At 73.9% G+C, this 23,683-nt stretch carries 19 protein-coding genes, 1 pseudogene and 1 riboswitch; of the genes and pseudogenes, 16 read left to right on the top strand and 4 right to left on the bottom strand.

What is annotated here, in order from left to right; all coding sequences use genetic code 11:
• The first annotated feature begins 428 nt into the window (after positions 1-428).
• Positions 429-2,582 carry a primosomal protein N' gene (locus AQJ66_RS34795; protein WP_061930333.1) on the top strand — a complete coding sequence of 718 codons (2,154 nt, stop codon included), beginning with the start codon at positions 429-431 and terminating at the stop codon, positions 2,580-2,582.
• A gap of 138 nt (positions 2,583-2,720) precedes the next feature.
• On the opposite strand, the gene AQJ66_RS34790 is transcribed toward AQJ66_RS34795, so the two are convergent.
• Positions 2,721-3,263, bottom strand: coding sequence for a hypothetical protein (locus AQJ66_RS34790; RefSeq protein WP_061930343.1), 543 nt, complete (start codon positions 3,261-3,263; stop codon positions 2,721-2,723).
• A 222-nt stretch (positions 3,264-3,485) separates the two neighbouring features.
• Between AQJ66_RS34790 and fmt the strand changes: the two genes are divergently transcribed.
• The 9 genes from fmt (at position 3,486) to AQJ66_RS34745 (ending at position 14,680) form a co-directional block, all read left to right on the top strand.
• Positions 3,486-4,418, top strand: a complete 933-nt coding sequence (gene fmt / locus AQJ66_RS34785; RefSeq protein ID WP_061930330.1) for a methionyl-tRNA formyltransferase — start codon at positions 3,486-3,488, stop codon at positions 4,416-4,418.
• A gap of 80 nt (positions 4,419-4,498) precedes the next feature.
• Positions 4,499-5,917 (top strand): RsmB/NOP family class I SAM-dependent RNA methyltransferase, encoded by a 1,419-nt coding sequence (locus AQJ66_RS34780; protein ID WP_061930328.1) that lies wholly within the window; start codon positions 4,499-4,501, stop codon positions 5,915-5,917.
• 145 nt (positions 5,918-6,062) lie between these two features.
• A complete protein-coding gene (gene rpe, locus AQJ66_RS34775) occupies positions 6,063-6,749 on the top strand; it encodes a ribulose-phosphate 3-epimerase (RefSeq protein ID WP_061930324.1) in 687 nt (228 codons plus the stop codon).
• A 90-nt stretch (positions 6,750-6,839) separates the two neighbouring features.
• Complete coding sequence (locus AQJ66_RS34770; RefSeq protein ID WP_061930321.1) at positions 6,840-7,883, top strand: sugar-binding transcriptional regulator; 1,044 nt, start codon at positions 6,840-6,842, stop codon at positions 7,881-7,883.
• 209 nt (positions 7,884-8,092) lie between these two features.
• On the top strand, positions 8,093-9,535 hold the full coding sequence (locus tag AQJ66_RS34765) for a GuaB1 family IMP dehydrogenase-related protein (RefSeq protein ID WP_061930341.1): 1,443 nt from the start codon (positions 8,093-8,095) through the stop codon (positions 9,533-9,535).
• A 355-nt stretch (positions 9,536-9,890) separates the two neighbouring features.
• Entirely contained in the window at positions 9,891-11,381 is a 1,491-nt protein-coding gene (locus AQJ66_RS34760; RefSeq protein WP_061930318.1) for an amino acid permease, read from the top strand.
• A gap of 27 nt (positions 11,382-11,408) precedes the next feature.
• Positions 11,409-11,861: an Lrp/AsnC family transcriptional regulator gene (locus AQJ66_RS34755; RefSeq protein WP_030343799.1), complete on the top strand. Its 453-nt coding sequence runs from the start codon at positions 11,409-11,411 to the stop codon at positions 11,859-11,861.
• Between the two features lie 274 nt (positions 11,862-12,135).
• On the top strand, positions 12,136-12,924 hold the full coding sequence (locus tag AQJ66_RS34750; protein WP_061930315.1) for a carbon-nitrogen hydrolase family protein: 789 nt from the start codon (positions 12,136-12,138) through the stop codon (positions 12,922-12,924).
• Between the two features lie 58 nt (positions 12,925-12,982).
• Positions 12,983-14,680, top strand: a complete 1,698-nt coding sequence (locus AQJ66_RS34745) for a flavin monoamine oxidase family protein (RefSeq protein WP_061930312.1) — start codon at positions 12,983-12,985, stop codon at positions 14,678-14,680.
• Positions 14,681-14,702: 22 nt separating this feature from the next.
• Here the strand turns inward: AQJ66_RS34745 and AQJ66_RS34740 are convergent, their stop codons facing one another.
• Entirely contained in the window at positions 14,703-15,389 is a 687-nt protein-coding gene (locus AQJ66_RS34740) for a DUF5995 family protein (protein ID WP_061930310.1), read from the bottom strand.
• 100 nt (positions 15,390-15,489) lie between these two features.
• Positions 15,490-16,881, bottom strand: coding sequence for a uracil-xanthine permease family protein (locus AQJ66_RS34735; protein WP_061930307.1), 1,392 nt, complete (start codon positions 16,879-16,881; stop codon positions 15,490-15,492).
• A 192-nt stretch (positions 16,882-17,073) separates the two neighbouring features.
• Between AQJ66_RS34735 and AQJ66_RS34730 the strand changes: the two genes are divergently transcribed.
• Complete coding sequence (locus tag AQJ66_RS34730) at positions 17,074-17,532, top strand: acyl-CoA thioesterase (RefSeq protein WP_061930304.1); 459 nt, start codon at positions 17,074-17,076, stop codon at positions 17,530-17,532.
• Here the strand turns inward: AQJ66_RS34730 and AQJ66_RS34725 are convergent.
• Positions 17,492-18,706: an MFS transporter gene (locus AQJ66_RS34725; RefSeq protein WP_061930301.1), complete on the bottom strand. Its 1,215-nt coding sequence runs from the start codon at positions 18,704-18,706 to the stop codon at positions 17,492-17,494. The two genes, AQJ66_RS34730 and AQJ66_RS34725, sit on opposite strands and share 41 nt — an antisense overlap.
• Positions 18,707-18,839: 133 nt before the next feature.
• On the opposite strand from AQJ66_RS34725, the pseudogene AQJ66_RS40480 reads away from it, so the two are divergent.
• The 5 genes and pseudogenes from AQJ66_RS40480 to AQJ66_RS34705 all read left to right on the top strand — a co-directional run.
• Positions 18,840-19,742, top strand: a pseudogene (locus AQJ66_RS40480) (ROK family transcriptional regulator); the annotation flags it as partial.
• Positions 19,728-20,573 carry an ROK family protein gene (locus AQJ66_RS41095; RefSeq protein WP_425264328.1) on the top strand — a complete coding sequence of 282 codons (846 nt, stop codon included), beginning with the start codon at positions 19,728-19,730 and terminating at the stop codon, positions 20,571-20,573. The pseudogene AQJ66_RS40480 and the gene AQJ66_RS41095, both read left to right, overlap by 15 nt.
• 256 nt (positions 20,574-20,829) lie before the next feature.
• Positions 20,830-20,960: riboswitch (FMN riboswitch) on the top strand.
• A gap of 163 nt (positions 20,961-21,123) precedes the next feature.
• Positions 21,124-21,729, top strand: a complete 606-nt coding sequence (locus AQJ66_RS34715) for a riboflavin synthase (RefSeq protein WP_061930296.1) — start codon at positions 21,124-21,126, stop codon at positions 21,727-21,729.
• Positions 21,726-22,367 (top strand): nicotinamide mononucleotide transporter family protein, encoded by a 642-nt coding sequence (locus AQJ66_RS34710; protein ID WP_061930294.1) that lies wholly within the window; start codon positions 21,726-21,728, stop codon positions 22,365-22,367. The genes AQJ66_RS34715 and AQJ66_RS34710 overlap by 4 nt, the downstream gene beginning before the upstream one ends.
• Entirely contained in the window at positions 22,364-23,665 is a 1,302-nt protein-coding gene (locus tag AQJ66_RS34705) for a bifunctional 3,4-dihydroxy-2-butanone-4-phosphate synthase/GTP cyclohydrolase II (RefSeq protein ID WP_061930291.1), read from the top strand. The genes AQJ66_RS34710 and AQJ66_RS34705 overlap by 4 nt, the downstream gene beginning before the upstream one ends.
• Positions 23,666-23,683 lie beyond the last annotated feature (18 nt).

The following is a 23,683-nucleotide window of genomic DNA, read 5'->3' as shown; positions in this document are numbered from 1 at the left end:
TAGGCCCGGCTCGGCTCCGGACCGGGGCCCGGTCTCCCCTCGGGGGAGGCCGGGCCCCGGCGTTTCCCGGCCGCCGGGCGCGAAAAGCGCTCGCCGTGCGCGCGGCCGCACCACAGGCTGATGATCTCCCGGTGCGCCGGCGGCGGTTACTTCGGTGGAGCGCGCTGCGTGCGTGCGGTGAATCCAGAACGCGACACCGCTGCCGACCTGATCTCGGGAGACCGGCGCCCGCCCGGTGCGCGGGCCGCGGATACTTCTGGGTGAATCCCTCGCAGGTTCGAATCCTGCTGCCGGTCCCGTGACGGGAGCGGTATGGCCGAGCGGCCGAAGGCGAAGGCGTCTCGTGGGGCGCTCCGTGGCCGGGCCGATCTCGGGCGGGCACCGGCGTCCGGTCCCGTCTGTCAGTGCCGTTTGGTAAGAATGCAGGCGTGAGCAGCGAGAACGGGCCGGGGGACGGCGGGGCCGAAGGGGCGCCGCCGGAGCAGCTCGCGCTCATCCGGGAGAGCGTGCGCGGGGCCAAGGTGCCCCGGGCCAAGCCGCGGACCTGGCGGGGAGCCGCGCTGGCCAAGGAGCGGCCCGTCGCGCGGGTCCTCGTCGACAAGGGCGTCCTGCATCTCGACCGGTACTTCGACTACGCCGTGCCGCAGGAGCTGGACGCCGACGCGCAGCCGGGGGTCCGGGTCCGGGTGCGGTTCGGAGCCGGCCGGGGCCGGGTGCGGGACGGGCGGCGCGAGGGCGGCGGGCTCGTCGACGGCTTCCTCGTCGAGCGGCGCGCCGAGTCCGACTACTCGGGGCCGCTGGCCGCCCTCGCCCAGGTGGTGTCCCCCGAGCCCGTGCTGGGCGAGGAACTGCTGGGGCTCGCCCGGGCCGTCGCCGACCGGTACGCGGGCAGCCTCGCCGACGTGCTCCAGCTGGCCGTGCCGCCCCGCAGCGCGCGGGCCGAGCAGCGGCCGTCCCCGGCGCCCCTGCCACCGCCCGCCGAGCCCGCAGCCGGGTCCTGGGCGCGCTACGAGCACGGGGGCGCCTTCCTGCACGCGCTGGCCTCCGGCGGCGCCCCACGGGCCGTCTGGAACGCCCTGCCGGGGCCGCTGTGGAGCGAGGAGCTGGCCCGCGCCGTCGCCGCGACGCTGGCCTCCCGGCGCGGCGCGCTCGTCGTCGTCCCGGACGGGCGGGCCGCCGCGCGCGTCGACGCCGCGCTCACCGCGCTGCTGGGCGAGGGCCGGCACGTCCTGCTCACCGCCGACGCCGGACCCGAGAAGCGGTACGCGCAGTGGCTGGCGGTGCGGCGCGGGTCCGTGCGCGCCGTCGTCGGGACGCGCGCGGCCATGTTCGCTCCCGTGCGGGACCTGGGGCTCGTCGCCCTCTGGGACGACGGCGACGACAGCCACAGCGAGCAGCACGCCCCGCAGCCGCACGCGCGCGATGTGCTGCTGCTGCGCGCCGCCCAGGACAAGTGCGCCTTCCTGCTGGGCGGTTGGAGCTGCACCGTGGAGGGCGCGCAGCTGGTGGAGACCGGCTGGGCGCGTCCCCTGGTCGCCGGACGGGAGCAGGTGCGCCTGGCCGCGCCCCTGGTGCGCACGGTCGGGGACGCGGACCTCGCGCGCGACGAGGCCGCACGCGCCGCCCGGCTGCCCAGCCTCGCCTGGCAGGTGGCCCGGGAGGGGCTGCGGCACGGGCCGGTGCTGGTCCAGGTGCCCCGGCGCGGCTACGTGCCGCGGCTGGCCTGCGTCCAGTGCCGGGCGCCCGCCCGCTGCCGGCACTGCGCCGGGCCCCTGGAGGCGCAGGGCGCGGACGCCGAGGCGCTGCGGTGCGGCTGGTGCGGGCGCGGGGAGGGTGCCTGGCACTGCCCGGAGTGCGGCGGGTTCCGGCTGCGCGCCCAGGTCGTGGGAGCCCGGCGGACCGCCGAGGAACTGGGGCGTGCCTTCCCCGCCGTACCGGTGCGCACCTCGGGCCGCGAGCACGTACTGGACACGGTGCCGGGGACGCCCGCGCTGGTGGTGAGCACCCCGGGCGCCGAACCGGTCGCCGAGGGCGGCTACGCGGCCGCCCTGCTGCTGGACGGCTGGGCCATGCTCGGGCGGCCCGACCTGCGGGCCGGGGAGGACGCGCTGCGCCGGTGGATCGCGGCCGCGGCGCTGGTGCGGCCGCAGGGCGAGCAGGGGACCGTGGTCGTCGTGGCCGAGCCGACGCTGCGACCCGTCCAGGCGCTGGTGCGGTGGGATCCGGTGGGGCACGCGGTGCGGGAACTGGCGGAGCGGGCCGAGCTGGGGTTTCCGCCCGTGTCCCGGATGGCGGCCGTGTCCGGGACGGCCGAGGCCGTCGCCGAGTTCCTGGGGGCCGCCGAACTGCCGCCCGACGCCGAGGTGCTGGGCCCGGTTCCGGTGCCGCCCACGCTGCCCGGGCGACCGCGCAGGCCCGGGGCGCCGCCGCCCGGGGAGCACTGGGAGCGGGCGCTGGTGCGGGTGCCGCCGGGGACCGGGGCCGCGCTGGCCGCCGCCCTCAAGACCGCCCAGGCGGCGCGGATGGCGCGGGGGACCGGGGAACCGGTGCGGGTCCGGATCGATCCGCCGGACATCGGCTGACCGCCGCGGACCGGCCCTGACCGCCGGATGGCCGGCCGATCGCACGGCCCGCCCGTGCCGGGTGTACGGCTGCCCTCCCGGAGACAGCCGGGAGGGCGGGGCGACGGCGGGCCGAGCGCGGGTCGGCCGCCCCGCGGGTCAGCCGTTGCGCGGGGCGGGGAAGGTCGTCGGGCGGGTGTCGTCGCGCAGCGTCGGGCTGCCCGCGGTCGGCTGCGTCGGCATGGAACGGGCGCCGGGGACGGCCGGAACCGCGGGCAGCCCGGCGTTCATGTTCAGCGTGCGGGCGCCGGAGGACTCCGTCGCCCGGTCGGCCTCGGCGGCCGCCTGGGCCACGGCGCGCCGGGCGCCGTAACGGCGGTGCACCGCCTGCTTGGTGACCCCGAGCGCCGAACCCACCGCGTCCCAGGAGAAGCCGAGCGAGCGGTCGAAGTCCACGGCGGCCGTGACCAGCGTCTCGACGCTGTCCCGGAGTTCCTGGGCGAGGCGGACCGTCGGGGCGGGGGCCCGCCCGTAGACGACGAAGCCCGTGGACGGGCCGGAACGGCGCGGGCGGTAGACGTTGCCCAGCTGGGCGGTGAGCGTGCGCAGCGCGTCCACCTGCCGGCGGACCCGCTCGATGTCCCGCACCAGCAAGTGCAGGCTGGCCCGGGCCTGGGCGTCGTGGGTTGCGTGGTCGGCCATGAACAAGCCTCTCGAACCGGCGTTGAAAGGAAGCGGGCCGCGAAAGGGGCCCGATGGGGTCAACTCATCCTTGACAACGCCTGTGCGCTCCGCGGGTCACGGTGCGGGGGCGTGCGGGCATATGCGTACGCCGCCCGCGGCCGCGCACACCTGGGTCCCGCTCGGGGTCATAGACTGGTGCGCTGCCCGTCCGACCCCCGCCCGAGAGGCCCGATCCCGCCCATGAAGCTCGTCTTCGCCGGTACCCCCGAGGTCGCCGTTCCCGCTCTGGACGCCCTTCTCGCCTCCGGGCGGCACGAGGTGGCCGCCGTCGTCACGCGGCCCGACGCGCCCGCCGGGCGGGGGCGCAGGCTGGTCGCGTCGCCCGTGGCCGAGCGGGCGGAGGAGGCCGGGATCGAGGCGCTCAAGCCGGTCAGGCCGCGCGACCCGGAGTTCCTGCGGCGCCTCGCGGAGATCGCCCCGGACTGCTGCCCGGTCGTCGCCTACGGCGCCCTGCTGCCGCGGGCCGCCCTCGACATCCCCCGGCACGGCTGGGTCAACCTGCACTTCTCGCTGCTGCCCGCCTGGCGCGGCGCCGCGCCCGTGCAGCACTCCCTCATGGCCGGCGACGAGATCACCGGGGCGTCGACCTTCCTCATCGAGGAGGGCCTCGACTCCGGGCCCGTCTACGGCACCGTGACCGAGGAGATCCGCCCCACCGACACCAGCGGCGACCTGCTCACCCGGCTCGCCTTCGCCGGGGCCGGGCTGCTTGCCGCGACCATGGACGGCATCGAGGACGGCACCCTGAAGGCCGTGCCGCAGCCCGCCGAGGGCGTCACCCTCGCGCCGAAGATCACCGTCGAGGACGCCCGGATCGACTGGGCGGCGCCCGCGCTGCGGGTCGACCGGGTGGTGCGCGGGTGCACCCCGGCGCCCGGCGCCTGGACCGTGTTCCGCGGCGAGCGGCTGAAGCTGATCCAGGTGACGCCCGTGCCCGGGCGCACCGACCTCGCCCCGGGGCACCTCGCCGTCGCCAAGAACAGCGTGCACGTCGGCACCGGGTCGTACGCCGTCGAGCTGGTGTGGGTGCAGGCGCAGGGCAAGAAACCGATGCGGGCGGCGGACTGGGCGCGCGGCGTGCGCATCGCCGAGGGCGAGACGCTGGGCGGCTGACGCCCCGGACGGCGGCCCGGGCGCGGTGCCGACGTACGCTGGAACCGCACCCCATCCTTATCTTCCGGAGCACCTTTTTCGTGAGCGAGCAGTCCCGGCGGCCGCGCCGGCCCGCCAAGCCCTACCGCCGTCCCCAGAAGGACCCCGTCCGCATCCTCGCCTTCGAGGCGCTGCGCGCGGTGGACGAGCGGGACGCGTACGCCAACCTCGTGCTGCCGCCGCTGCTGCGCAAGGCGCGCGAGAAGGACGGCTTCGAGGCGCGGGACGCCGCCCTGGCCACCGAGCTGGTGTACGGCACGCTGCGCCGGCAGGGGACCTACGACGCCGTCATCGCGGCCTGCGTCGACCGTCCGCTGCGGGAGGTCGACCCGCCGGTGCTGGACGTACTGAGCCTCGGCGCGCACCAGTTGCTCGGCACGCGGATCCCGACGCACGCCGCCGTGTCCGCCTCCGTCGAGCTGGCGCGGGTCGTCCTCGGCGACGGGCGGGCCAAGTTCGTCAACGCCGTGCTGCGCAAGGTGGCCCAGGACGATCTCGACGGGTGGCTCGCGAAGGTCGCGCCGCCCTACGACGAGGACCCCGAGGAGCACCTCGCCGTCGTGCACTCCCACCCCCGCTGGGTCGTCTCCGCGCTGTGGGACTCCCTCGGCGGCGGCCGGGCCGGCATCGAGGAGCTGCTCGAGGCCGACAACGAGCGGCCCGAGGTGACCCTCGTGGCGCGGCCGGGCCGGGCCACCGCCGAGGAACTGCTGCGCGAGGAGGCCGCCGTGCCGGGGCGCTGGTCGCCGTACGCGGTGCGGCTGGCCGAGGGCGGGGAGCCGGGTGCCGTGACCGCCGTCCGCGAGGGGCGCGCCGGCGTGCAGGACGAGGGCAGCCAGCTGGTCGCCCTCGCGCTGGCGAACGCCCCCCTCGACGGGCCCGACGGCACCTGGCTCGACGGGTGCGCCGGCCCCGGCGGCAAGGCGGCCCTGCTGGCCGCCCTCGCGGCCGAGCGCGGTGCCGCGCTGCTCGCCGCCGAGAAGCAGCCGCACCGGGCGGGGCTGGTGGCGAAGGCCCTGCACGGCAACCCCGGGCCCTACCAGGTCATCACCGCCGACGGCACCCGGCCGCCGTGGCGGCCCGGCAGCTTCGACCGGGTGCTGATGGACGTGCCCTGCACCGGGCTCGGCGCCCTGCGCCGCCGCCCCGAGGCCCGCTGGCGGCGCCGCCCCGAGGACCTGGAGAACTTCGGGCCGCTGCAGCGCGGCCTGCTGCGCACCGCGCTGGACTCCGTGCGGGTCGGCGGAATCGTCGCGTACGCCACCTGCTCGCCGCACCTCGCCGAGACCCGGGCGGTCGTCGCCGACGTGCTCAAGCAGTACCCGGAGACCGAACTGATCGACGCCCGCCCGCTGCTGCCCGGTGTGCCCGCGCTCGGCGAGGGGCCGGACGTGCAGCTGTGGCCGCACCTGCACGGCACCGACGCGATGTACCTGGCGCTGGTCCGGCGGACCGGCTGACGGCAGGCGGTAAGGGGCGGCGGGCCGGGACGGTGCCGACCGGGGCTGTCCACAGGCGTGCGTAAATCGTCGTACAAGTGCGATGAACTGTCTCGCCTGTGGACCGGCGCGAACATCCGTGCCCCGGACATGGCAGGCTTGGGTCATGGCCGTGCAGATCAACCCCAGCATCCTGTCCGCCGACTTCGCCCGCCTCGCGGACGAGGCGCGGGCGGTCGAGGGAGCCGACTGGCTCCATGTCGACGTCATGGACAACCATTTCGTCCCCAACCTCACGCTCGGCGTGCCGGTCGTGGAGTCCCTGGCGCAGGCGACCGGCACCCCGCTGGACTGCCATCTGATGATCGAGAACCCCGACCGCTGGGCTCCGCAGTACGTGGAGGCCGGGGCCTCGTCCGTCACCTTCCACGTGGAGGCGGCCGCCGCGCCCGTGCGGCTCGCCCGGGAGATCCGCGCCAAGGGCGCCCGCGCCTCCATGGCCCTCAAGCCGGCGACGGCGATCGAGCCGTACGAGGACCTGCTGCCCGAACTCGACATGCTGCTGGTCATGACGGTCGAACCGGGCTTCGGCGGCCAGGCCTTCCTCGACATCATGCTCCCGAAGATCCGCCGCGCCCGGCAGCTGATCGACAAGCACGGTCTGCAGCTGTGGCTGCAGGTCGACGGCGGCGTCTCGGCCACGACGATCGAGCGGTGCGCGGAGGCGGGGGCGGACGTCTTCGTGGCCGGCTCGGCCGTGTACGGGGCGCAGGACCCGGCCGACGCGATCCGTGCCCTGCGCGGCCAGGCGGAGACGGCCACCGCCCGGGCGGCCTGGGCATGCGACCACTGAACCACGGCTACGTGAACGCTTGAATGAACGGCGCCCATCGGGGCGGATCAGCAACGCCGAATCTGCAAGGATGAACGGCGAATCCAGAGTGTGAACAGCAGTGAGGAGATCGCCGTGTCGGGTATGTCGGCGGGCCGGTCAGCAGTGCGGATGGGACCCGCTGAGCTGGTGCAGGCGGCGGCCATGGCCCGCCGCTTCTACCTCGAGGGCAAGTCCAAGATCCAGATCGCGGAGGAGTTCGGCGTCAGCCGCTTCAAGGTGGCCCGGGTCCTGGAGACCGCCCTCGAACGGGATCTCGTACGCATCGAGATCCGCGTCCCGGCCGAGCTGGACGCCGAGCGCTCGGACGCGCTCCGCGCCCGCTACGGCCTCAGGCACGCCGTCGTGGTGGAGTCCCCGGCCGAGGCCGAGGAGACCCCCGACCCCGAGAACCTGGGCGAGGTCGCGGCCGACCTGCTCGGCGAGCTCGTCGACGAGGGGGCCGTGCTCGGCCTGGCCTGGGGCCGGTCCACCATCCACATGGCGGCGGCGCTCGACCGGCTGCCGCCCTGCACGGTGGTGCAGCTCACGGGCGTGTACGACGCCGGGACCTCCGAGCGCGGCTCGGTCGAGGCCGTGCGCCGGGCCGCCCAGGTGTCGGGCGGCGACGCCCACCCCATCTACGCGCCCATGCTGCTCCCGGACGCGGCCACCGCCGCCGCGCTGCGTCACCAGACGGGGATCGCCCGGGCCTTCGAGTACTTCGACAAGGTCACGGTCGCCTGTGTGTCCATCGGCTCCTGGGAGCCGGGCATCTCGACCGTGCACGACATGCTCAGCGACGAGGAGCGCGCGCACTACGCCTCCCTGGGTGTCGCCGCCGAGATGGCGGCCCACCTGTTCGACGCCGAGGGGCGCCGGATCGGGCGGGACCTGGGGGAGCGGTGCATCACGGTCAAGGCCGACCAGCTGCGCCGTATCCCGGAGGTCGTGGCGATCGCCGGCGGCCAGCGCAAGGCGGCCGCGATCGACGCGGTGCTGCGCTCCGGGCTGGTCACCAGCCTGGTCACCGACACCTCCGCCGCCGACTACCTGATGACGGCGGGCCCGACGCCGAAGCCCGCGCTCGGCCGGAACGACCCGGACGGGCACTGACGAGGGCGGCCCGTCCCGGCTCGGCCGGGCCGGGCCGCCCTCGCCGGCTCGCTCTCCCCTTTGGAGGAACCTCCCAGTGCCCTCCGGCGGGCCTGGAGGTTCTGTGGGGGCGTTCCGGGCGGGCCGCCATGGGACAATGAAGTACGTGCTCTTTTCCCCTCGGCGCACCCGTCGGGGGGTCACCTCTGATCGACTGGGATGTGCAGCACGTGCGTTTCCTCAATGACATCCAGCCCGCGTACGACCTGACGTACGACGACGTGTTCATGGTGCCGAGCCGCTCCGCGGTGGGCTCGCGTCAGGGCGTGGACCTCGACTCGCCGGACGGCACGGGCACCACCATCCCGCTGGTCGTCGCCAACATGACCGCCGTGGCCGGCCGCCGCATGGCGGAGACCGTGGCCCGGCGCGGCGGCCTGGTGGTCATCCCGCAGGACATCCCGATCGACGTGGTCACGGACGTCGTCTCCTGGGTGAAGAGCCGCCACCTGGTGCTGGACACCCCGATCGTGCTGGCCCCGCACCAGACCGTCGCCGACGCGCTCGCCCTGCTGCCCAAGCGCGCGCACAACGCCGGTGTGGTCGTCGACGAGGAGCAGCGGCCGGTCGGCGTCGTCACCGACGCGGACCTCAGCGGCGTCGACCGCTTCACCCAGCTCGAAGTGGTCATGTCCAAGGACCTGCTGCTGCTGGACGCCGGCATCGACCCGCGCGAGGCCTTCAACACCCTCGACACGCACAACCGCCGCTACGCCCCGGCCGTGGACGAGGACGGCCGGCTCGCCGGCATCCTGACCCGCAAGGGCGCCCTGCGGGCCACGCTGTACACCCCGGCCGTGGACAGGAACGGCAGGCTGCGCGTCGCCGCCGCCGTCGGCATCAACGGCGACGTGGCCGGCAAGGCCAAGCAGCTGCTCGACGCGGGCGTGGACACGCTCGTCATCGACACCGCGCACGGCCACCAGGAGTCGATGATCAGCGCCATCCGGCTGGTGCGCGCGCTCGACCCGCAGGTGCCGATCGCCGCGGGCAACATCGTCTCCGCCGAGGGCGTCAAGGACCTGATCGACGCCGGCGCGGACATCATCAAGGTCGGCGTGGGCCCCGGCGCGATGTGCACCACCCGCATGATGACCGGCGTGGGCCGGCCGCAGTTCTCCGCCGTCCTGGAGTGCGCCGCCGAGGCCCGCAAGTACGGCAAGCACGTCTGGGCCGACGGCGGTGTCCGCCACCCGCGCGACGTGGCGATGGCCCTCGCGGCCGGCGCCTCCAACGTGATGATCGGTTCCTGGTTCTCGGGCACCTACGAGTCGCCGGGCGACCTCCAGCAGGACGCGAACGGCCGCCTGTACAAGGAGTCGTTCGGCATGGCCTCCGCGCGTGCCGTGCGCAACCGCACCTCGGAGGAGTCCGCCTACGACCGTGCCCGCAAGGCGCTGTTCGAGGAGGGCATCTCCACCTCCCGGATGTTCCTCGACCCGGCCCGCCCGGGTGTCGAGGACCTGATCGACTCGATCATCGCGGGCGTCCGCTCCTCCTGCACCTACGCCGGTGCCGCTTCCCTGGAGGAGTTCGCCGAGAAGGCCATCGTCGGCATCCAGAGCGCGGCCGGCTACGCCGAGGGCAAGCCGCTGCACGCCAGCTGGAACTGACCCCCGCGCTCCCTCCCGCAGGGCCCCGCACGGCCCCTGCCCGTCCCGTCTCCCGGGACGGGCGGGGGCCGTCGGCATGGCCGCCCCCAGCCGCGTGCGGGGGGCGGGGAGCCAGGCCGGCGAAGGCGTCGCGCAACGGTCGACAGCCCGGGCGCAACGAATGGGCATCCCTCCCCGATGAACGCAATGATCATGCGGGCATGCGCAAGCTTGCTGCATTACGCCCGTGAAGCCGGGCCCCGTAGGGTGCTGCGCTGTACGCAACGCGGCGGGGACTTCCGCTCGGTGGTCCCTGCCCCGGCAGGCGGCCGCCGGTCTCCGCGCGCACCGACCGGCGGCGACAAGGAGCCAGCGCGTGCTCGACCAAGGCGCACCCCCGCAGAACCCCAGAACGGCCGTCCCCGCGTCCCCGGGCGTCGCCGCGCGCCTCATGCGCCGCAAACCCGTGGAACGCCTGGTCGCGGAGGGCGGCCAGGGTGAGGGCGGGGCGCTGCGGCGCTCGCTCGGGCTGTGGCAGCTGACCATGATCAGCATCGGTGCGACCCTCGGGACCGGCATCTTCGTCGTGCTCGGCGAGGCCGTCCCCAAGGCCGGTCCGGCCGTCACCCTCTCCTTCGTGATCGCGGGCCTCACCGCGCTGTTCTCGGCCCTCTCCTACGCCGAGCTGGCGGGCACCATCCCGGTCTCCGGGTCCTCGTACTCGTACGCATACGCAACCATGGGCGAACTGATCGCCTGGGTCTGCGGCTGGTGCCTGCTCCTGGAGTACGGCGTCTCGGTCGCCGCCGTGGCCGTCGGCTGGGGCGAGTACCTCAACGAGCTGCTGTCCGGCACGATCGGCGTCACCATTCCGGACGCCCTCGCCAACCCGCCGGGCGTCGACGGCGGTGTCTTCAACCTGCCGGCCCTGATCGTCGTGGTCCTCGCGATGGTGTTCCTCCTCGGCGGCGCCAAGGAGTCGGCGCGGGCGAACACCGTCATGGTGTGCGTGAAGATCGCCGCGCTGGTGCTGTTCTGCGCCATCGGCTTCATGGGCTTCAGGTCCGGCAACTACGCGCACTTCATGCCGCTGGGCATGGCGGGCGTCAGCGCGGCCGGCGCCACGCTGTTCTTCTCCTACATCGGCTTCGACGCCGCCTCCACCGCCGGCGAGGAGGCGAAGGACGCCCAGCGCGACCTGCCCCGCGCCATCATGCTGTCCCTGGTCATCGTGACCGCCCTGTACGTGCTGGTCGCCGCCGTCGCCGTCGGCGCCAAGCCGTGGCGGACGTTCGACGACTCCGAGGCCGCCCTCGCCCAGATCATGACGGACGTCACCGGCCAGAGCTTCTGGGGCACCCTGCTGGCCTTCTGCGCGGTCATCGCCATCGCGAGCGTCGTCCTCACCGTGCTCTACGGCCAGACGCGCATCCTCTTCGCCATGTCCCGCGACGGCCTGGTGCCCAAGGTGTTCGCCAGGGTCCACCCGAAGACCGGCGCGCCGCGCGCCAACACGGTGATCGTCTCCCTGTTCTGCGGCGTCCTCGCGGCCGCCGTCCCGCTGGGCCGGCTGGCCGACGCCACGAGCATCGGCACCCTGTTCGCCTTCGCGCTGGTCAACGTGGCCGTGGTGGTGCTGCGCCGGACCCGCCCGGAGATGAACCGCACCTTCCGCGTGCCGCTCTCGCCGGTGCTGCCCGCGCTCGGCTTCGCCTTCTGCGTGTGGATGATGGGCAGCCTGTCCACCGTCACCTGGGTCGTGTTCGGTGTCTGGATGGCCGTCGGGCTCGTGTTCTACTTCCTGTACGGCTACCGCCGTTCCCGCCTCGCGACCGGTGACGACGTCACGGTGGCGGTGCGGAAGTGACCGACCCGGAGAAATGAACCACCCGCCGTGCTGAACGACCTCGACGAACGTATCGTGCACGCCCTCGCCGAGGACGCCCGCCGGTCCTACGCGGACATCGGGCAGATGGTGGGGCTGTCCGCGCCCGCCGTGAAGCGGCGCGTGGACCGGCTGCGGGCCACCGGGGCCATCACCGGGTTCACCGTCCGGGTGGACCCGGCGGCACTCGGCTGGGAGACCGAGGGCTACATCGAGATCTACTGCCGGCGCAACACCTCGCCCGAGACCATCCAGCGGGGCCTGGAGCGCTACCAGGAGGTCGTGGCCGCGTCCACCGTCACCGGCGACGCGGACGCGATCGCCCAGGTCTTCGCCTCCGACATGCGTCACTTCGAACGGGTGCTGGAGCGCATCGCGGGGGAGCCCTTCGTGGAGCGGACCAAGTCCGTGCTGGTGCTCTCCCCCCTCCTGCGCCGCTTCTCCTCCGGGGCGCCGGGCTAGACCCACCTCCCCGGCGCACCTCGTCCGCCGCACCCCGCGCCCCGTGGCCCCACCGCCGCGGGGCGCCGGTGTTTCCCCGCCCGGCACGCCCGACGGGCACCCTCCCCCGGCCGGGCCGCGGCCCGGTCCCGGGACGCGCAACGAATCGCCGTCCGGGGCCCTCGGCACGCAACGAACCGCGCACCGGCGCGCAACGGCTCCTTCTTGTCCGGCCGAGCGCGCCGACCGTACCTTCTAACTGACCCCAGACCACCCTTTTCCGGTGAGGACACGCATGCGCACCGCCCTGCTCCAGAGCTCCGGCCGCCCCGGCTCCACCGTCGAGAACCTCAAGGTCCTCGACGAGGCCGCGGGCCGCGCCGCCGCCGCGGGTGCCGCGCTGCTCGTCGCGCCGGAGATGTTCCTCACCGGCTACGCGATCGGCGACGGCGTGGGCCGCCTCGCCGAGCCCGCCGACGGCGACGCGGCGGACGCGATCGCCTGGCTGGCCTCCCGGCACGGCCTGGCCATCGCCTACGGCTACCCCGAGCGGGACGGCGACACGGTCTACAACTCCGCCCAGCTGATCTCCGCAGACGGCACCCGGCTCGCGAACTACCGCAAGACCCACCTCTTCGGCGGCTTCGAGCGCGACCACTTCACGCCCGGCGACCAGCCCGTCGTCCAGGCCGAGCTGAACGGCCTGACCGTCGGCCTGATGATCTGCTACGACGTCGAGTTCCCGGAGAACGTCCGCGCCCACGCCCTGGCCGGCACCGATCTCCTCGTCGTGCCGACGGCGCAGATGCACCCCTTCCAGTTCGTCGCCGAGTCCCTCGTGCCGGTGCGGGCCTGGGAGAACCAGATGTACGTCGCGTACGTCAACCGGGCCGGTGCGGAGGGCGACTTCGAGTTCGTCGGGCTGTCCGTCCTGGCCGGTCCCGACGGCGTCGCCCGCGCCCGCGCCGGACGCGGCGAGGAACTGGTGTTCGCCGACGCCGACCCCGCCTTCCTGGCGGCCTCCCGCGAGGCGAACCCGTACCTGAAGGACCGCCGCCCCGGCCTGTACGGGTCCCTGGCCTGAATCCCCCGAGCCCCCTGAGCCCCTCCCCGAACCACCCCGCGCAAGGAGTCCGTACCCCATGACCTCCACGGTGCCCAACGCCGTCGAGCACGCCGACGAGCAGCAGCCGCCGATCACCATGTTCGGCCCGGACTTCCCCTACGCCTACGACGACTTCCTCGCCCACCCGGCCGGCCTCGGCCAGGTCCCCGCGACCGAGCACGGCACCGAGGTCGCCGTCATCGGCGGCGGCCTGTCCGGCGTCGTCGCCGCGTACGAGCTGATGAAGATGGGCCTCAAGCCCGTCGTCTACGAGGCCGACCAGCTCGGCGGCCGGCTGCGCACCGTCGGCTTCGAGGGCTGCGACGAGTCGCTGACGGCCGAGATGGGCGCCATGCGCTTCCCGCCGTCCTCCACCGCCCTGCAGCACTACATCGACCTGGTCGGCCTGGAGACCAGGCCGTTCCCGAACCCGCTGGCCGAGGCGACCCCGTCCACCGTGGTCGACCTCAAGGGCGAGTCGCACTACGCCGAGACCATCGACGACCTGCCCCAGGTCTACCGGGACGTCGCCGCGGCCTGGAACAAGTGCCTGGAGGAGGGCGCCGACTTCTCCGACATGAACCGCGCCATGCGCGAGCGGGACGTGCCGCGCATCCGCGAGATCTGGGCGAAGCTGGTCGAGAAGCTCGACAACCAGACCTTCTACGGCTTCCTCTGCGACTCCGAGGCCTTCAAGTCCTTCCGGCACCGCGAGATCTTCGGCCAGGTCGGCTTCGGCACCGGCGGCTGGGACACCGACTTCCCGAACTCCATCCTGGAGATCCTCCGCGTCGTCTACACCGAGGCCGACGACCACCACCGCGGCATCGTCGGCGGCTCCCAGCAGCTGCCGCTCCGGCTCTGGGAGCGCGAGCCGGAGAAGATCGTCCACTGGCCCTACGGCACCTCGCTGAAGTCCCTGCACGTCGACGGCGAACCGCGCCCGGCCGTGACCCGGCTGCACCGCACCGCCGGCAACCGGATCACCGTCACGGACGCGGGCGGCGACATCCGCACGTACCGGGCGGCGATCTTCACCGCCCAGTCCTGGATGCTGCTGTCCAAGATCGCCTGCGACGACTCGCTCTTCCCGATCGACCACTGGACGGCGATCGAGCGCACCCACTACATGGAGTCCAGCAAGCTCTTCGTGCCCGTCGACCGGCCGTTCTGGCTGGACAAGGACGAGGAGACCGGCCGGGACGTCATGTCGATGACGCTCACCGACCGCATGACCCGCGGCACCTACCTGCTGGACGACGGCCCGGACAAGCCCGCCGTCATCTGCCTGTCCTACACCTGGTGCGACGACAGCCTGAAGTGGCTGCCGCTGTCCGCGAACGAGCGGATGGAGGTCATGCTGAAGTCGCTCGGCGAGATCTACCCGAAGGTCGACATCAGGAAGCACGTCATCGGCAACCCGGTGACGGTCTCCTGGGAGAACGAGCCCTACTTCATGGGCGCGTTCAAGGCCAACCTGCCCGGCCACTACCGCTACCAGCGGCGCCTGTTCACGCACTTCATGCAGGACCGGCTGCCCGAGGACAAGCGGGGCATCTTCCTGGCCGGCGACGACATCTCCTGGACGGCCGGCTGGGCCGAGGGCGCCGTGCAGACCGCGCTCAACGCGGTCTGGGGCGTGATGCACCACTTCGGCGGCGCGACCGACGCGACCAACCCCGGCCCCGGTGACGTCTACGAGGACATCGCCCCGGTGGAACTCCCCGAGGACTGAGCGGCAGCCGCCCGGAGGCGGCTCAGTCGGGGAGCGGGGTGAGCAGCATGCGCCCCGCGAAACCGACGGCCGCGTCCAGGCGCTCGGTGAACTCCTCGGCGACGTCCGCGCAGTGGCGCAGCGCCCAGAGCGCCCGGGCCGCGGCCCAGCTGGCCTCCCGGGCGCGCTCCAGGCTCCAGGAGCCCAGCAGATGGGTGAGCGGATCGGCGACCTGGAGCAGGTCGGGGCCCGGCATCAGATCCTCGCGGACCCGCTCCTCCAGCGCGACGAGGAGCTCGCCCACCCGCTCGAACTCGCCCTCCAGGGCGGCCGGTTCGCACCCGAGGGTGCGGCAGGCGTCCACCACGGCGAGCGCCAGGTCGTGCCCGATGTGCGCGTTGACGCCCGCGAGCGCGAACTGCAGGGGCCGTACGCCGGGATGGCGCCGGAACTGGAACAGCGGCCGCCAGCAGGCCGGCGGCCGGTGCCCGCCGGCCACCGCGTCGACCGCCGCCAGGTACCGCTCGGCGAACCGCACGTCCAGCGCGCTCGCCGCCCGCGGGTCGGTGAACTCCCCGGCCGCCAGGCCCCGGACGACCTCCTCGGTGACGGCGAGGTAGACGCGGTTGAACACGGCGACCCCGTCCCGCTCGGGCAACTCCGCGTCGAGGGCCCGCATCCGCGTGAGCACGGTGCCGACGGGGGCGGTGAAGTGTTCCAGCTGCGCCATGGGGGAAGGGTCCCAGTCCCGGACCGCCCCGCACGGCGACCGGCCCGGCGCTTCCCCGGAACGGGGGAACGCGGGGGCGGGCCGGCGGTCCGCCCCGTGCCTACGGCTCGGCGCGCTCGGCGCTCTCGTCGTACGCGGACGTGCCCTCGTCCAGCAGCGGCTCCTGCTGCTTCAGGTGCGCGGGCGCGAAGGCCCGCAGCGCGTGGTAGCCGGTGATGACGACCAGGGTGCCGAGCGCGATGCCGCTGAGCGAGAAGTGGTCGGTGAACTTCAGGGTGACGTTGCCGACGCCGATGATGATGCCCGCGGCGGCCGGCACCAGGTTCAGCGGGTTGCGCAGGTCCACTCCGGCGTGCAGCCAGATCTGCGCGCCGAGCAGGCCGATCATGCCGTACAGGATGACCGTGATGCCGCCGAGGACGCCGCCCGGGATCGCCGCCACGACCGCGCCGAACTTGGGGCAGACGCCGAAGAGCAGCGCGAAGCCGGCGGCGGCCCAGTAGGCGGCGGTGGAGTAGACGCGGGTCGCGGCCATCACGCCGATGTTCTCGGAGTAGGTGGTGTTGGGCGGGCCGCCCACGGCGGTCGACAGCACGGAGGCCACGCCGTCGGCCGAGATCGCCGTGCCGAGCTTGTCGTCCAGTGACTGGCCGGTCATCTCGCCGACCGCCTTGACGTGGCCCGCGTTCTCCGCGATCAGCGCGATGACGACCGGCAGCGCGACCAGGACCGCCGACCACTGGAACGACGGCCCGTGGAAGGAGGGCAGGCCGATCCAGTCGGCCTTGGAGACGCCGGACAGGTCCAGCCGCCAGTGGTCGGTGAGCTTGCCGCTCGCGTCCACCGAGTGGATCCTGCCGAAGATCCGGTCGAAGGCCCAGGAGATGCCGTAGCCGAAGACCAGGCCGAGGAAGATGGCGATGCGCGACCAGAAGCCGCGCAGGCCGACCACGGCCAGGCCGGTGAAGAACATCACCAGCAGCGCCGTCCACTGGTCCTGCGGCCAGTACGTCGACGCCGTCACCGGGGCCAGGTTGAAGCCGATGAGCATCACGACCGCGCCGGTGACGACCGGCGGCATCGCGGCGTGGATGATCCGCGCCCCGAAGCGCTGCACCGCGAGCCCCACCAGGAACAGCACGGCACCGACCACGAGGACCGCGCCGGTCACCGTCGCGCTCGTACCGCCCTGGGCGCGGATGACGGCGGCCACGCCGACGAACGACAGGGAGCAGCCCAGGTAGCTCGGCACCCGGCCGCGGGTGGCGAGCAGGAAGATCACGGTCGCCACGCCCGACATCATGATGGCGAGGTTCGGATCGAGGCCCATCAGCACAGGGGCGACGAACGACGCCCCGAACATCGCCACGACGTGCTGGGCGCCCAGGCCCACCGTGCGCGGCCAGGAGAGCCGTTCGTCGGGGCGTACCACCGCTCCGGGCGCGGGCGTACGCCCGTCACCGTGCAGCTTCCAGCGCACGCCGAGGTCCATGGTGGGGTTTCGCTTTCTTACGTACGTGAAGACGGTCCACCCCATTGTCAGGGGTGCGGTGCCGGGCTGCCGGGGCGGGAGGGGCCGGTCTGACCAGCGGCCTTCCCGGCGGGGGTCTCCTGAGCGGTCGCTTAGACTCGGATGTGCCCGGGGGTGAGCACGCCCCGCCAGCAACGTTCAGGAGCCCCTCTCGTGACCGCCGAAGCCCCGACCGCCCCCACCGTCTCCTACGGCCGGCTGATCCCCGTCACCGTCCACTTCGACGACCTGGACGCGCTCGGGCTCCTGCACAACGCCCGCTACCCGCTGATGGTCGAGCGCGCCTGGACCGAGCTGTGGAGCGGGCACGGCGTCCGCTTCGACGGCGACTGGCAGGCCGCCGGCGACGCCTGCAACGCGGTCCGCGAGCTGCGCATCGGCTACGAGGCCCCGGTGACCCGCCCGGGCACCTACGCCGTCCACCTCTGGCTGGAACGGCTCGGCAACACCGGGCTCACCTACGGCTTCCGCTTCTGCTCGGCCGACGGGACGCAGACGTACGCGCGGGGCTCCCGGGTGCTGGTCCGGCTGGACGCGGCGACGCTGCGGCCCGCCCCCTGGAGCGAGGCCTTCAGGGCCGTGGGCCGGGAACTGCTGCGTCCTGCAGGCTGACCTCGCCGCGGCCCGCCCGCTCGGCGGTGCGCAGCACGCCCGCGAACACGGCCAGCCCGCAGGCCAGCGCCGTGACGACGCAGAACGAGACCATCAGGCTGGTCGCCTGCGCCACTCCGCCGATCAGGCTGGGCGCGACCAGTCCCGAGGTGTACGTGATGGTCGCCACGCCCGCGATGGCCTGGCTGGGGTTGGGCCCCGCGTGCCCGGCCGCCGCGAAGCACAGCGGGACGACCACGGCGATGCCGAGCCCCATCAGCGCGAACCCGGTCATCGCCGTCGCGGCGTTGCCGGCCACGACGACCAGCAGGCCGCCCAGCACGGCCAGCACACCGCCGGCGCGCACGGTGCGGACCGCGCCGAAGCGGTTGACCACCGCGTCCCCGGCTATCCGGGCCACCGCCATGGTCAGCATGAACCCGGTCGTCGACGCGGCCGCCACACCGGCCGAACTGTCGAGCCGATCCCGCAGGAACACCGCCGACCAGTCCAGGCTGGCCCCCTCGGCGAACACCGCGCAGAAGCCGACCGCGCCGATCAGCAGGGCCGAGCGGGGCGGCAGCGCGAAGCGGGGCGGCGGCTCCTCGTCCTCGGTCGGCTGCACGTCGAGGACCCAGCCGCCGGCCAGCACGCCGAGCAGGGTCAGCACGGCCGCCGCGCACGCGAAGTGCACGCGGGCGTCCGAGCCGAGGTGCGCGGCGAGCGTGCCGGCGGCCGAGCCGACGAGCGCGCCCGCGCTCCACATCCCGTGCAGCCCCGACATGATCGACCGGTGGAGCCGCCGCTCGACCTCGACACCCAGCGCGTTCATCGCCACGTCCGCCATGCCCGCGCTCGCGCCGTAGGCGAACATCGCCAGGCACAGCGTGTACAGGTTCGGCGCGAGGGCCGGCAGGATCAGCGAGACCGTCCACAGCGCGATCAGCCCGCGCAGGGCCGTGCGGCTGCCGAAGGTGTGGCTGATCCGGCCCGCGAGCGGCATCGAACAGGACGCGCCGAACGCGCCGAACGCCAGCGCGAACCCCAGTTGGCCGGCGCCGAGCGAGGCGTGGTCCTGGACCCAGGGCACGCGGGTCGCGAAGGATCCGGTCACCGCGCCGTGCACGGCGAACACGGCCGCCACGGCGTACCGGGCGCGCCTGACCTCCTCGCGTGAGAAGTCCGCCTCACTCATGGTCCAGCCCCTCCTGAGGAGTTCCCCGCCGCGCGCTCGCGGCACCGCCGTGAAGTACCGCCGTAAACTATCAGGGACCCTGCCTGATAGATAGTGGATATTCCGGCACCCCGCGTCTGGGAGGATGCCCGTCATGCCCGCATCACCGAGCACCGCCCGGGCCATCAACGACCGGCTGGCCCTGGGGCTGTTGCAGCAGGAGGGCCCGCTGACGGCCGGGCAGCTGAAGCAGCTGACCGGACTGTCCCGGCCGACGGTCGCCGACCTGGTGGAACGGCTCACCGCCTCCGGCCTGGTCACGGTGGTCGGCGAGTCCGGCGAGCAGCGCCGGGGCCCCAACGCGCGGCTCTACGGCATCGTCGCCGACCGTGCCCACCTGGCCGCGCTCGACGTGCGCACCGGGGGCGTCTTCGTGCTGGTGTCCGACCTGGTGGGGCGGGTGCTGGCCGAGGCGTCCGTGCCGATCGGCGGGGACACCGGGACCGGGCCCGCCGTGGACCTGGCGGTGGCGGCGGTGGAGCGGGCGGTGAAGGAGGCCGGCGCGGACCGGCTGCACACCGTCGGCATCGGGGCGCCGGGGCTCATCGATCCCGCCACCGGTGACCTCCGCGACTCCGGCGGCCTGCCCGCCTGGCACCGGCGGCTGGCCGCGACCCTGCAGGAACGCCTGCCCGAGGCCCGGGTCACCGTCGAGAACGAGACGAACCTGGCCGCCCTGGCCGAGCAGCGCGAAGGAGCCGCCCGCGACCGCGACACCTTCGTCCTGCTGTGGCTGGGCCACGGCGTCGGCGCCGCGGTCGTCCTCGACGGCACCCTCCGCCGGGGCGCCTCCGGCGGCACCGGGGAGATCGGCTTCCTCCCCGTCCCCGGCACCGCCTCCCTCCCCTCCTCGACGGACTGCGACGGCGGCTTCCACTCGCTGGCGGCGGCCGCGGCGATCGGTGACCTGGCGAGGGGGCTGGGTCTGCCGACGGCGGCGGTGACGGACGGGCCGGGGGCCGCCGAGGTGGTCCGCGGGGCGGTGGCGACGGTGACGGCGGCCGGCGGAACCCCTGCGGCCGGCTCCGGAACCGGCGTGCGCGACGCCCACGACCGGCCACTGCCGGACGGGGACCGGGCCGACGCCGCGGCGGAGGCCGCCGGCGCGGACGACGCCCGACAGGCCGATGCCCCGTCGTCGGTGCCGGGGGTGCGCGCGGCCGACGTAGCTGCGGCCGGCCCGGCGCCGCGGTCCGCCGTGCGCGGGCGCGCCGGTGCCGCTGCCGCAGCGGCAGGAGCCGCCGGTGCGGTAGGCGCCGAGCTTCTGGTGCCGGAGGTGCACGCGGCGGACGTACGTACGGGGGACCCGGCTCCGGAGTCCGCCACGTGCGGGCCGATCGGTGCGGCGTCCGCCGGGCCCGGAGGGGTCGAGAGGCTCGCGGAGTACGCCGTACAAGCCGATGCCCCGTCGTCGGTGCCGGGGGTGCGCGCGGCCGCCGTGCCTGCGGCCGGCCCGGCGCCGCGGTCCGCCGTGCGCGGGCACGCTGCTGCCGCGTCCGTGGGGCCCCGCGGCGCCGAGAGGCCCGCGCATGCCGGTGCGGACCGTGCCGCCCGGTTCCTCGAAGTCCTCGCCGACCGGATCGCCGTGGGGGCCGCGTCCGTCGTGGCCGTGCTGGACCCGGGGTGTGTGGTGCTCGGCGGGGAGGTCGGGCAGGCAGGGGGGCCGGTGCTCGCGAGGATGGTGGAGGAGCGGCTGCGGCGGATGTCGCCGCTGGCCACCGAGGTGCGCGCCGGGAGCCTCGGCGGCACGGCGGTCCTGCGCGGAGCCCTGCTCACCGCCCGGGACCGGGCCCAGGACGATCTGTTCGCCCCGGCCGACCAGCGTTAGCGGCCGCCCCGCCGCTACCCGCGCAGCTGCCCGATGGGTGACAAGCCCCGGGTGGGACCTGGCGGCCCGGCGGCGGGCAAGGGCCTTCGTCACCGCCGCCGGGACCGCTCGCACCATAAAAGGACTAGACCAGTTCGGTCAATGGTCCGGACTAACGACCCGTCGGAGAAGTCCGGCAAGGATGCTGTGAGCCAATCCACAGCATTCGCCCCCATGGACGGTTGCCGGCCGTGGCACACTGGCCCTGTACCAGAAGCAGCGCACTCCGGGGTCGGTGAAAGTCCGAACCGGCGGTTACAGTCCGCGACCCGGTCGCTTCCAGCGGCCGGTTGACCAGGTGAAATTCCTGGACCGACGGTTAAAGTCCGGATGGGAGGCAGTGCGCGGCGGGTCGGCATGCACGTGTGCGCGCCGCCGTCTCTGGGCTCGTCCGCATCCGGACGGGTCCTTTTCGGCGTCGACACAGTTCCACGGCGTGCTCACCCGTTTCATTCTGTCGTCATCGACAGGCCCCGGAGTCCGTGCCCGAAGAGGCAGGAGGACCCGGGAAGTGTTCACCGGAATCGTCGAAGAGCTGGGTGAGGTCACCGCCGTCGAGAACCTCGGCGACGCCTCCCGCTTCCGGCTCCGCGGCCCCGTCGTGACCGAGGGCGCGCAGCACGGCGACTCCATCGCCGTGAACGGGGTCTGTCTCACCGTCGTCGAGCACGAGGGCGACGAGTTCACCGCCGACGTCATGGCCGAGACCCTGAACCGCTCCAGCCTGGGCGCGCTCACCGTCGGCTCCCGCGTCAACCTCGAGCGCCCCACCGCCGTGGGCGCGCGGCTCGGCGGGCACATCGTGCAGGGCCACGTGGACGGCACCGGCCGGGTCATCGAGCGCAAGCCGTCCGAGAACTGGGAGATCGTCAAGATCTCCCTCCCGGCGGACCTCGCCCGCTACGTCGTGGAGAAGGGCTCCATCACCGTCGACGGCATCAGCCTCACGGTCGTGGACGCCGGCCCCGACTACTTCACCGTCAGCCTGATCCCGACCACCCTCGCCCTGACCACGCTCGGCGTGAAGCAGGCCGGCGACCCGGTCAACCTCGAGGTCGACGTCATCGCCAAGTACGTGGAGCGGCTGCTCGCGGCCGGTCAGGGGGCCGGCCGGTGAACTGGCTCAACTCCGAGGCGTTCACGCTCTTCGGCCAGCGCATCATCTGGTCGGACATGACCGGCAACATACTCGGCCTCATCACCCTGGCCCTCGGCTGGCGCCGCTCCCTGTGGACCTGGCCCGTGCAGTTCCTCTCCGGCCTCGTCCTGTTCGCCGCCTTCTACGGCCACCTCACCGGCAGCGCCGGCAAGCAGGCCGTCGTCATGGCCGTGGCGCTCTACGGCTGGTGGCAGTGGCAGCGGTCCAAGGACCGCGCCGCGGACGGCCACATCGTCCCCCGGTTCGCCACCTGGCGCGAGCGCGTGGCGATGGTGGCCGCGGCCGCCGCCGGCACGGTCGCCGTCGCCCTCCTCTTCCAGGCCTACCCCAGCCTCTCCTGGGACCCCTGGCCGGACGCCTACATCTTCGTCGGCACCATCGTCGCGATGTACGCCCAGGCCAAGGGCATGGTCGAGTTCTGGTTCGCCTGGCTGCTCGTCGACGTCGTCGGCGTGCCCCTCAACTTCGCCAACGGCTACGCATTCTCCGGCTTCGTCTACGTCATCTACGGCGCACTCGTCCTGTGGGGCATGCGCGACTGGTGGCTGCGCTCCCGCAAGAGCGCGCAGCCCGTTCTGGAAGGAGCGCCGGCATGACCTCCGCACCGATCCTCCACCGCACGGACGACATCGAGGACTTCGCCCTCGACCCCGTCGAGCAGGCCGTCGCCGACATCGCGGCCGGCCGCCCGGTCGTGGTCGTGGACGACGAGGACCGGGAGAACGAGGGCGACCTCGTCGTCGCCGCCGAGAAGGCGACCCCCGAGATCGTCGCCTTCATGATGAGCGAGTGCCGCGGCCTGATCTGCGCGCCCATGGAGGGCGAGGAGCTCGACCGGCTGCGGCTGCCGCAGATGGTCGAGGACAACACGGAGTCCATGAAGACCGCCTTCACCGTCTCCGTGGACGCCTCCGCCGCGCACGGCGTGACCACCGGCATCTCGGCCTCCGACCGCGCCACCACCCTCCAGCTGCTCGCGAGCGGCGACGCCCGGCCCGGCGACTTCGTCAAGCCTGGGCACGTCTTCCCGCTGCGCGCCCGGCCCGGCGGCGTCCTGGCCCGCAACGGCCACACCGAGGCCGCCGTCGACCTCGCCCGGCTCGCCGGGCTCCGCCCGGCCGGCGCCATCGTGGAGATCGCCGGCGAGGACGGCCGCATGCTCCGCCTGCCCGAGCTCATCCCGTTCGCCCGCAAGCACGGCCTGACGATCATCTCCATCGAGGACCTGATCGCCTACCGCCGCAGGAGCGAGCCCACCGTCCGCCGCGAGGCCGAGACCCGCCTGCCCACCCGGCACGGCACCTTCACCGCCTACGGCTACCGCTCCACCGTCGACGGCGTCGAGCACGTCGCGCTCGTCCACGGCGACATCGGCGACGGCGAGGACGTCCTGGTCCGCGTGCACTCCGAGTGCCTCACCGGGGACGTCTTCTCCTCCCTGCGCTGCGACTGCGGCCCCCAGCTGGACACCTCCCTGCGGCGGATCCAGGAGGAGGGCAGGGGAGTGCTGGTCTACCTGCGCGGCCACGAGGGACGCGGCATCGGCCTGCTGTCCAAGCTGCGGGCCTACGAACTGCAGGAGCAGGGCCACGACACCCTCGACGCCAACCTCGAACTCGGCCTGCCCGCCGACGCCCGCGACTACGGCGCCGGCGCGCAGATCCTGCGGGACCTCGGCGTGCGCGGGGTCCGCCTGATGACCAACAATCCCGAGAAGAGCGAGGCGCTGCTGCGCCACGGCCTGAAGGTCACCGGCCGTGAGCCGATGCCGGTCCAGGCCGGCGAGCACAACCTGCGCTACCTGCGCACCAAGCGGGACCGGATGGGGCACGACCTGCCCTGGCTCGACACACCGGCCGTGGCGGCCCCCGCGGCCACCTGCGGCAACCAGTAAGCAAGAACGCACTGAGGA

Source organism: Streptomyces bungoensis (assembly GCF_001514215.1).
GTDB classification, from domain to species: Bacteria; Actinomycetota; Actinomycetes; order Streptomycetales; family Streptomycetaceae; genus Streptomyces; species Streptomyces bungoensis.
This window is presented reverse-complemented; position numbering and strand designations above follow the sequence as displayed.